The 8231-nt window shown below is 69.3% G+C and carries 9 protein-coding genes; 5 read left to right on the forward strand and 4 right to left on the reverse strand.

Features of this window, described 5'->3' with window-relative positions; translation table 11 throughout:
- Positions 1-47 precede the first annotated feature (47 nt).
- Genes KUM39_RS12960 through KUM39_RS12970 form a run of 3 tightly spaced genes read left to right on the forward strand, consistent with a single transcriptional unit; the run spans position 48 to position 4743 of the window.
- Positions 48-1355, forward strand: coding sequence for a protein kinase family protein (locus tag KUM39_RS12960; protein ID WP_217785727.1), 1308 nt, complete (start codon positions 48-50; stop codon positions 1353-1355).
- Positions 1352-2449 (forward strand): hypothetical protein, encoded by a 1098-nt coding sequence (locus tag KUM39_RS12965; protein ID WP_217785728.1) that lies wholly within the window; start codon positions 1352-1354, stop codon positions 2447-2449. Before KUM39_RS12960 ends, KUM39_RS12965 begins: the two co-directional genes overlap by 4 nt.
- A complete protein-coding gene (locus KUM39_RS12970) occupies positions 2446-4743 on the forward strand; it encodes a hypothetical protein (RefSeq protein WP_217785729.1) in 2298 nt (765 codons plus the stop codon). Before KUM39_RS12965 ends, KUM39_RS12970 begins: the two co-directional genes overlap by 4 nt.
- Before the next feature lie 50 nt (positions 4744-4793).
- Here the strand turns inward: KUM39_RS12970 and KUM39_RS12975 are convergent, their stop codons facing one another.
- Together KUM39_RS12975 and KUM39_RS12980 are read right to left on the reverse strand one after the other, a co-directional pair.
- On the reverse strand, positions 4794-4997 hold the full coding sequence (locus KUM39_RS12975; RefSeq protein ID WP_308288111.1) for a DUF397 domain-containing protein: 204 nt from the start codon (positions 4995-4997) through the stop codon (positions 4794-4796).
- The gene (locus KUM39_RS12980; protein ID WP_217785731.1) at positions 4994-5869 is read right to left on the reverse strand and encodes a helix-turn-helix domain-containing protein; all 876 of its coding nucleotides are present in this window, start codon (positions 5867-5869) and stop codon (positions 4994-4996) included. The genes KUM39_RS12975 and KUM39_RS12980 overlap by 4 nt, the downstream gene beginning before the upstream one ends.
- A gap of 147 nt (positions 5870-6016) precedes the next feature.
- On the opposite strand from KUM39_RS12980, the gene KUM39_RS12985 reads away from it, so the two are divergent.
- Complete coding sequence (locus KUM39_RS12985) at positions 6017-6463, forward strand: ATP-binding protein (RefSeq protein WP_246620042.1); 447 nt, start codon at positions 6017-6019, stop codon at positions 6461-6463.
- Positions 6464-6495: 32 nt separating this feature from the next.
- Positions 6496-6771 carry a DUF3253 domain-containing protein gene (locus tag KUM39_RS12990; protein WP_217785732.1) on the forward strand — a complete coding sequence of 92 codons (276 nt, stop codon included), beginning with the start codon at positions 6496-6498 and terminating at the stop codon, positions 6769-6771.
- Between the two features lie 780 nt (positions 6772-7551).
- Here the strand turns inward: KUM39_RS12990 and KUM39_RS12995 are convergent.
- Both KUM39_RS12995 and KUM39_RS13000 read right to left on the reverse strand, forming a co-directional pair.
- Complete coding sequence (locus KUM39_RS12995) at positions 7552-7782, reverse strand: DUF7683 domain-containing protein (protein WP_217785733.1); 231 nt, start codon at positions 7780-7782, stop codon at positions 7552-7554.
- Positions 7779-8042 carry a colicin E3/pyocin S6 family cytotoxin gene (locus KUM39_RS13000; RefSeq protein WP_246620043.1) on the reverse strand — a complete coding sequence of 88 codons (264 nt, stop codon included), beginning with the start codon at positions 8040-8042 and terminating at the stop codon, positions 7779-7781. The genes KUM39_RS12995 and KUM39_RS13000 overlap by 4 nt, the downstream gene beginning before the upstream one ends.
- Positions 8043-8231: the final 189 nt, after the last annotated feature.

The following is an 8231-nucleotide window of genomic DNA, read 5'->3' on the forward strand; positions in this document are numbered from 1 at the left end:
ATGACCGACCGCGCCACGAGCGCCCGGACGAACCCAGTGGGGATCTCATGGTGAACGACCACCGGCCCGCATCGCACCACCCGAACCCGTACGGCCGGATGCCGGAACCGGAGCACCCCGCGCCCGGCGCCCGGACGGCCGCCCGCTCGGACGCCCCCTACGACGGCGACGGCGAGCACGCGCGGCACCGCGAGTACGGCGGCCGGGAGACCGGCGGCGGCCCGGCCGCGCCCGGCGAACCGTTCGTGGAGCTGTCGTACATCTCCCCGCAGGGCACCACGCACCGGGTGCGGGCGCGGTTCGAGGCGGACCGGCCGCGCCTGGTCCGGCCGCCCGCGCTGGCCCGACGGGTCCACTTCGCGGACGGCAGGACGTATGTCCAGGTCAGGGTGGCGGAGGAGGCGGGCGCAGACCGGCAGGCGCACGCCCTGCTCCAAGCGGAGATCACCGCCGCACTGGCGCTGTACCGGGCGTACACGGGCACCCGGTTCCTGAGTCTCTTCCCCATCCCCATCGGCTACGACGTCAACACCCCGGCCCCGTTCGTGCTGTACAAGGTGCCGATCGGACGCCCCATGTCCGGGCCCTCCGAGCGGCTGTTGCTGGACGAACAGCGGGCCGTGGAAGGCCAACTGGTGCTGGCGGTCCTGTTGATGGACGCGGTCGGCCTGGTGCACCGGGGCATCGTGCCGGGCGCGGTACGACGGGGCGCGGAGGGCGTGCAGCTGTGGGACCTCGGCTCGGTCGTCCGGACGGGCCAACCCCGGGTGCCGTACGGCATCCCGCCGTACGCCTCGCCCGAGCAGCGGGCCGGGGAGGGGCTGACGGACGCGCGGGACGCGCTGTGGAGCGTGGCGCAGGTGATGTACCAACTCGTCACCGGCAGGCAGGGCAGCTCAGACGGACCCCCGGCCGATCTGGCCGCGCAGCGGTCGGTGCAGGAGACCCTGGGCATGGTGTTCGCCAAGGTCGCGGGCGAACGGCCGACACCTCAGGCCCTGCTGAAGGCCCTGGGCCCGCCCGGTCTCGTCGCCGAGGCGGCGGGTGTGCTGCCGTCGGACCCGCTGCGGCAGCACCGCCGCGAGTTCGACGAGATCCTGCGCCGCAAGCACGCCTCGCTCACCCCGGAACCGCCCGCGCACAGCCCGTACTTCGCGGACCTGGAACACCCGGCCGACCAGAACGGCTTCGGTCCGGACGGGCCGCGCTACGGCGACGGGCCGCCGGAGCAGTTCACCGGCTACGAGTATCCGCCCCGCGAGCGCGGGCGGCTGCGCACCTGGATCAGCGGAGGCCGCACCTCCGGCACGAACGAGCCCGGCGGGAGCCGGCCGGAAGGAGACACCCGCCGATGAACACCCCCGTGCCGGGCACCGCCCAGGAGATCCTGTGCCCGTACTGCCTGGAGGTCATCTCCTACGACGAGCAGCAGTTGTTCGTCCGTAACGACAAGGAACTCTTCGAGGAACTGCGTCTGGACCGGCGAACCAGTCCGCTGACCCTCGCGGACACCCTCCACTCGGCCTATCAGCGGTGCGGCAACTCCGGTGGCGGGCAGGCCCATTACATCCCGGTGCCGTATCTGACCAACGGCAGCCCGCTGACCGTGGCGATGGTCGGCGACTCCGCGACCGGCAAGACGCATCTGCTCACGCAGATGATCGCGGAGATCGCCGACGGCGGTCTGAAGCGCTACGGCGTGCAGATGCAGTCCGTGAACCCGCGCGACCACCAGACGTTCATGACCGAGCGGGTGGAGCGGCTGCGGTCCGGGACGATGCTCGAACACACCCGCAGCGCAGGTGAGTTCGCCCCGTTCGTGGACGCTCTGCTGCTGACCCGCGCGGGCGGGGTCACCCGGCCGGTGGCCTTCTTCGACCTGGCCGGTGAGGATCTGCGCCGTACGGACGCGCTGACCCGGTTCATGGTGGGCGTGGACGCGCTGATCTTCGTGGTGGACCCGCTGCGGGCGCTGCCGATGCCGTATCTCGACGCGCTGCGCGGCCAGTTGGGTCACACGCGAGGCGGCGACCCGGCGTTCCAGACCGTGCTGGACCGGCTGCCGCGCGGGGGCGGGCAGTACCTCGGGGTGGCGGCTGCGGTGGTGGTCAACAAGAGCGATCTGGTGCGGTTCGAACCGCCGGTGGACCGCTGGCTGGGTGAACCCCCGCCGCCGGAAAGGGAGATGGCCGAGCGGTTCCGGATGGAGAGCCAGGACGCGTACGCGTTCCTGCGCTGCCACACGGGTCAGGCATGGGTCAGTCCGTTCGACAGCGTGCTGCGCTGCACGCTGCACTTCGCCTCGGCCACCGGCAGCCACGACCACGAGGGCAGATTCCCGCACGGCACCCGGCCGTTGCGCGTACTGGAGCCGCTGATCTCGGTACTCGCCATGTGCGGGCTGCTCGACGACGGCACCGAGGACGGACCGGCGGCGGTGGGCTTGTGACGCGCACGCAGCCCGCCCGGCCGGGGGACGCGGACGCGGCGGACGACCGGGTGCACCAGGTGGTGTTCCGCTGGGCGGGCAACCTCGGCCACCGGGGCGCGGGCATGGCCGCCGTCGCGTACTCCTGCCCGGAGTCGGAGGCCCGCGACCTCGCCGACCGGCTCGGCCCGGTGCTCCGGGTCATGGGCGGCGAACGGCGCCCCAGCCTGGTCCGGCACATCACCGGCGGCCGGGTCCTGCTGCTCCGCCGCGCTCCGGGCCACGACTCCAACGGCCGCGACAGCACGGTCTGTCACGCGCTGCTGGGTCCGGCGCGGGTGCTGGTGCCTCTGTACTGCGTCAGCCTGGGCGCCGTTCCGTGGGCGGAGGCGGGCTGGGCCGACCGGGTCACCGGCCGGATCGACCCGATGCCCCGTGAGCGGCTGCGCCAACTGGCCGGCCGTACACGGGAGAGCCTGCCGAGGAACGTCCGGCTGGTCCGGCAGCCGCTGCACTGCCTGGTCGCGCAGTTCCTGCGCACCCCGCGGGCCCGGCTGTCGGCGCTCTCCGGCGAGCTGGACGAGTGTCTGGCCAAGGAGTACGAACGCCGCGGACCGGCCGACCCCGCCGAGGAGTTGCCGGAGGCCGCGCTCCTGGTGCTGTGGGGGCTGTACCGGATCTTCGGCACCTGGCTGGGCGACCCGGCCAGTTGGTCCTTCGCCACCTTCGACACGATGGACGACCAGCCCTACCGGATCGTCTTCGTCCCCGCCTGGCGCGCCTCCCCCACCGAGGACAGCCGCCTGCGCCGGATCGACCTCCTGTCCCCCGGCACGGACCTCGCCGCCGAACTCGCCGCCACCCTGGTGGACGACTATCTCAACTGGCCTTCCACCGCAGGCAATTACCAGCGCCTCCTGAGCGCCGACCCCCACTCCCCCACCGACCCCGCCGTACGCCACTTCCACTCCCGCCTGCGCGACCTGTGGCCGACCGAACCCGAACCCACACCCCCCACGGACACGGGCCCCATCCCGATGGTCCCGGCCCCGGTATCCCCTCCCCCGCCCGAGTCGGCGCCCGATGCGGGGTGGGTGTCACCACGGGAGTGGCGGGCCGAGGAACGACAGAGCGGGCGGAGGGCTACGGAGGCGCAACGGGCTCAGGTGGAGAAGGCGCCGCCACCAGGGGCGGGGCTGGAGGCGGGGACGCTGGGTGGATTGGAGCCAGCGGGAGGTCAAAGGTCTTACAAGTCAGCCCAGTTGGACCATTCCGGCGGGCCGGGCCAGTTGGAGCAGCGGGGACGGTCGGGGCAGCAGGGACAGCCGGAGCAACTGGAGCAGCGGGGGCGGTCGAGGCCACCGGGGCAGTCGGGACAGCCGGAACAACTGGGGTCCCAGTCAGGCCAGTTGTGGCCATCAGGACAGCAGGGGCAGCAGGGGCAGCAGGGGCAGCAGGGGCAGCAGGGGCAGCCTGTCCACGGCGGACAGTTGCAGCGGACCGAGACTCAGCCCGCGCTCCCACCCCCAACCTCTCCGCACCCTCCCCCTCCGAGGTTCCCGCCACACCCGTCGGGCTTCCCGGCGGCCTTCTCGGCGGGCTTCCCGGCGGGAGGTTCGACCCCGCCCGCACCGGGGGCGATCACCGACCGCCTGACGCCGGAGCGTCAAAAGGAGCTGGAAGCAGATGCGTTGCCGGTGTTGTTCGAGAAGCCGGTGGCGGGAAGGTCGGCGGTCTCGAAGCTGCTGCCGCTGAGGGACCGCCGGGAGCGCACGGGACTGCCGCAGATCCGGGCGCTGGCCAGGGACTTGACGGATGCGATGGACCCGGCGAGAAGTACGGCCGAGCTACGGCGCATGGTCGAGGAGCACTTGGCCCAGACACACCACGAGGACCTTCTGTTCCTGCTCAAGGAACGGATGGGCCACGCGGCCCAGAACATCGTCCTGGGCCATCTCCCGGCAGCCGTTCACGCGGAGGAAGCGGCCCGCGACCTCCTCAACGGGCTCCTGTCCATCGACTTCCGGATCATCGACCCCCCGGACACGGCCGACCCGCCCCTGACCGACCTCCACACCCGCCGCGTCGCCCGCATGATCCGCTGGTTCTTCCGCTGGCTGGTGGAACCCCGCGTGAAGACCCACACCCCCCAACTCACCAAGTACCTCAGCACGATCGCCTCCTCCGACGACCCCGCCGACCACCAGATCCTCCAGGAACTCCTCATCGACGCGGAGGAGGACCGCATCCCCACCCTCCCGAAGGAGACCTGGCTGGCCATCACCCGAGCCCTCTACGAGAAGGCCCATCCATAGCCGGACACAGGTCTGCCCCCGACAGGAACCGGGGGCAGACCTACAAACGACTACTGTCCGAGAGAACCGACGAACTCGGCCCACGCCCCGGACCGAACGGCAAGCCCGGCACGGCTGACGTCCTTGGAGTCACGGACATGAACAGCGTGAGCAGAGTCGGCAACCTCGACGCACTCCCCACCGGCTCCCCCGCTGTAACTGCTCTTCCGCCAGGAAAGTCCGCCAACCACACCCAGGTTCTCGTTCACCTTCACACCTCTCCAAGCAACTTCTCTATCAAGTCCTGCGACTTGCGCGGGTTGAGAGCCTGCCCGCGAAGGATGCCGTAGCGCGACGCGATCCCACGAACCTCCCGCACATCGCTGACAATTGTACTTCGCCCCTGAGTCTCCAGGTAAGCCACTTGATCACCACCGGAACGGCTCAGCAGGGTGAACGGCCCGTCCGCACCCGCGTTGTCCTCCTGGTCGAGCGTCATGATCTGGAGCTCGACGTTACGAAGGGCGCCGACCAGCAGCAGTTGCTCCAACTGGCCGCGAAGAACCGACCAGCCGCCGAACGGCCGACGGAGAACCGCCTCGTCTATGACGAAGTTGAGCAGAGGCGCGGGCTTGCGCTCGAACACCTGTTGGCGCGCGAGACGAGCCGCGACTCGCTGTTCCACGGTCTCCTCGTCCAGCAGCGGACGCCACATGCCGTACACAGCGCGCATGTACTCCTCGGTCTGAAGGAGCCCGGGCACCGCATGCGTGGCGTAGACCGACAGTTCGACGGCCTCACCCTCCAGCCGAGCCGCGTCCTGGAAGAACGCCGGATACTGGGCCCGGGCCACCTCGTCCTTCATTTCCTGGAGGACGCCGCTCGCATCGAGCATCTGGTCGGCCTGGTCGATGAAGCGGGGCGGCGGAACCCGGCGCCCCTGTTCGTACGCGGCGATGGTGGAGACGGAGTACCCCGTCTTCGAGCCGAACTCGGCCCGCTCCAGACCGGCCCGCACCCGGAACCGTTTCAACTGCCGCCCGAACACGCGGAGTACACCGGAGCCGGAGCCGGTATCCGTGTCGGACTGCCGCTCCTCGCCCTCACCGCCGGGTCCCTCGTCCATACGCTCCGTGGATTCGCTCATCCCCGTACCGCCTCCCTCGGCCAACGCGCGCCCGCGCGGGCCGTCACGCTCCGTTCCACCTACACGCGCACACCGACGACTTACAGCGACTCTCCGTGTGCGGGCCGTGTCTGTTCACGCTAGAACGGCAACGGCAACGTGGACCACATGAACAGCGAAATCTCCACCCCCCAACTTCCGGTGACCGGCCAACTCCACCAGTTCGCAATGGCGTTCACCTCCTCCACGCGAGGCGCCCGCCTGGCCCGACGGCTGGTCTCGCACCGCCTCGACACCTGGGGCCACCCCTACGGCAGCCACTCCAACGACAGCCTGACCCTCATCACCGCCGAGCTGGCCGCCAACGCCGTCCGCCACGGTCACATCCCCGGCCGCGACTTCCATGTCCGCCTCACCGGCACCCCCTCGCTACTGCGCGTCGAGGTCACCGACACCCGAACGGAGCGCCTTCCCACCCCCCAGACCCCCGCCGACGCAGACGCCGACTCCGGCCGCGGTCTCCTCATCGTCGCCGCCCTCGCCACCGACTGGTCCACCACGCTCCGCGAGGGCGCCCCGGGCAAAACGATCTGGGCGGAACTGAGCCTGCGGTGACCGGATCACCGAAACCGGCGCAGACTGGAGACATGACGGAGACCGACCGGCAATTGGGCCAACGCCTGGAGCAGACCATCCTGACCCTGCTGGCCCGCCGCGCCGCCACCTCCTCCATCTGCCCCTCCGACGCCGCCCGCGCGGCGTACGAAGGCACCGACGACAACTGGCGGGACCTGATGGAACCCACCCGCCAGGCAGCCTGGCGCCTGGCAGCAGCGGGCAAGGTCCAAGTAACTCAGTCCGGGCACCCCGTCACCGAGCGAGAAGCACACGGCCCGATCCGCATCCGCCGCACACACCAGTAGCGATCACGCCCTCACAGCAGAAGCGGATCGCCAGAACGGCGCCTCACCGCCAGGCCCAGGATTCAAGAGGACGGACCCCGAACTCCCTCCGGGAACCACTCCCCCACTCGCGGACCAGCACGACTGATGAACGGCCCATCTGCGGCGCGCTCCCCGGTCCTCACCGGAGACCGTTACCCAGCCGCTCAGGCACCCTTGGAAAGGGCCCCAGTCGGTGTCGGGCCACCCCGGCCTCGCGGGTGAGCGGGCGGGAGGTCGGCGCGTAGTGGACCTCTTGGCGTACGCGTACGACCCTGCCCTTGCTGTCGATCCACGCGTCGGCGTCGATGGTGGTCGCGGGGCGCAAGTTGCGTCCGACGGTCCTGTCCACCGACTCGATGTCCTTCGGGGTGAGACGGGCTGAGAGCTGCACAGGCTCGCTCGCCTGATGCACCGATGCGTGATGGCCCAGCATGAGCCGCACGTACTGCGGTAGCCGTTCGGTTGGTATACCTCCCTTGGCCGCCGATGCGGGGAACCGCAGCCATGCCCCGCGAGTTCCGCTCGCGCGCCGGTACACCTTCTGGCGGGTGATCACGACGCCCTCGGTGCACTGCTCGGTCCGGTCCGTGGTGCGCCCCGTGAGCGCCGAGTTAAGGTTGATTCGTCCCTGCGTGACAATGCGCGGTTGGCATCGAACAGGGTGTGTTGCTGTAGGTGGTGGACAGGGCAGCTGATCCACAGGATAGGAGCGGACGCGGTGGCACCCCAATGAATTGAGACACCACCACCCACCAGCAATCAGTCAGCTTGGACCTCGAGGAAATTGTCGAAGGTCGTCAGGTCAACCTCGACTCCATACGCACTGTGCAGACTGGCTGCGCGCGCAGCGTCGATAGGATACATATCGACGAACCTCTCCACCGGTTCATCGAAAATTCGAGCCAGCTCTGCCGCATCGTCGATCTTGAGATCGATATCTTTCTCATGCTGTCCGGTTTCCCGATTGAATGAAGCGACTACATACTTCACTTTTCGACCTTTCTTCCAGGGTTCGCCGGCTTCGTCTGCTCGCCAGTTTCGGGATCATCTTCGCCCACGTGCTTACCGTTCTTGTTGTACTTCTCGACGGTGCCGTGTTGAGAGTCCCATTCGAAGATATTCCCCTTGGGATCCACCCATCGCTTCCGCAGGCCGCCGCCTCCTTGAACGGATTTCTTCGGCGTTGCACGTCGCACATTCGGGAAGGCAGAGAGATCCTTATTTACCCGGGGCTGTTCACTCTGATTCATACCGGGAAGCGACACGGCAAGACCGAGAAGTCGCCCTGCACAAAGCCCACGCCACGTACGCCCACGCCGACCGCGTTAAGCGCCTCGAAGAACAGACAGTCGCCTGGCGCCAAGCCAAGCATCTGACCGAGTACGTCACTGCGGTACGCGAACGCGGCACAGCCCTAACGGCCGGACCCGAACTGACTG

This window comes from Streptomyces corallincola (assembly GCF_019104725.1).
Lineage (GTDB): Bacteria > Actinomycetota > Actinomycetes > Streptomycetales > Streptomycetaceae > Streptomyces > Streptomyces corallincola.

What these genes read in the sequence shown, in the direction of transcription:
- KUM39_RS12960 (WP_217785727.1), top strand. Translation starts at nt 48, where the DNA reads ATGGTGAACGACCACCGGCCCGCATCGCACCACCCGAACCCGTACGGC.
- KUM39_RS13000 (WP_246620043.1), bottom strand. Translation starts at nt 8,042, where the DNA reads ATGAATCAGAGTGAACAGCCCCGGGTAAATAAGGATCTCTCTGCCTTC.
- KUM39_RS12965 (WP_217785728.1), top strand. Translation starts at nt 1,352, where the DNA reads ATGAACACCCCCGTGCCGGGCACCGCCCAGGAGATCCTGTGCCCGTAC.
- KUM39_RS12980 (WP_217785731.1), bottom strand. Translation starts at nt 5,869, where the DNA reads ATGAGCGAATCCACGGAGCGTATGGACGAGGGACCCGGCGGTGAGGGC.
- KUM39_RS12985 (WP_246620042.1), top strand. Translation starts at nt 6,017, where the DNA reads ATGAACAGCGAAATCTCCACCCCCCAACTTCCGGTGACCGGCCAACTC.
- KUM39_RS12990 (WP_217785732.1), top strand. Translation starts at nt 6,496, where the DNA reads ATGACGGAGACCGACCGGCAATTGGGCCAACGCCTGGAGCAGACCATC.